The sequence below is a fragment of the Oleiphilus sp. HI0123 genome (assembly GCF_001635315.1).
On sequence record NZ_LWGE01000782.1, the window covers coordinates 1 to 333 of the forward strand.

The window sequence follows — 333 nt, forward strand, 5'->3', positions numbered from 1 at the left end:
TTTCATGGTATGGGTTGATGTGCTTGCACGTACCTTGATCGATAATAATGAGCTACCCGTTGGTGTCATTACAGCAGCAATTGGTAGTGCCTTCTTTCTTCTGGTTCTTCGTCGTCGAGGATGGTAAATCGTGCTTATGTTCAGAGTACTTAATTTATTGCTTTTGCTAGTCTTGGCTTTTCAAGCTTCCTTGTCTCATAGTGACGAAACTTCCCACGCACCCTTTGTTGCAAAGCGAATCGTAGCGCTTTCTCCACACTCAGTTGAGTTATTATTTTCTCTAGGTGCTGGAAGTAGAATCGTAGCAACGACAAGCTATGCTGATTTTCCTGA

Annotated in this window: 1 protein-coding gene and 1 pseudogene; both read left to right on the forward strand. The window is 42.9% G+C overall.

From position 1 onward, the window contains the following. Positions 1-4: 4 nt before the first annotated feature. Positions 5-127 (forward strand): iron chelate uptake ABC transporter family permease subunit, encoded by a 123-nt coding sequence (locus A3761_RS25585; protein WP_082870194.1) that lies wholly within the window; start codon positions 5-7, stop codon positions 125-127. 9 nt (positions 128-136) lie between these two features. Beyond that, a pseudogene (locus tag A3761_RS28505) lies at positions 137-333 on the forward strand (hypothetical protein); the annotation flags it as partial.

Bases quoted from the DNA above. Each gene is read 5' to 3' on its own strand.
- A3761_RS25585 (WP_082870194.1), top strand. From the start codon at position 5: ATGGTATGGGTTGATGTGCTTGCACGTACCTTGATCGATAATAATGAG.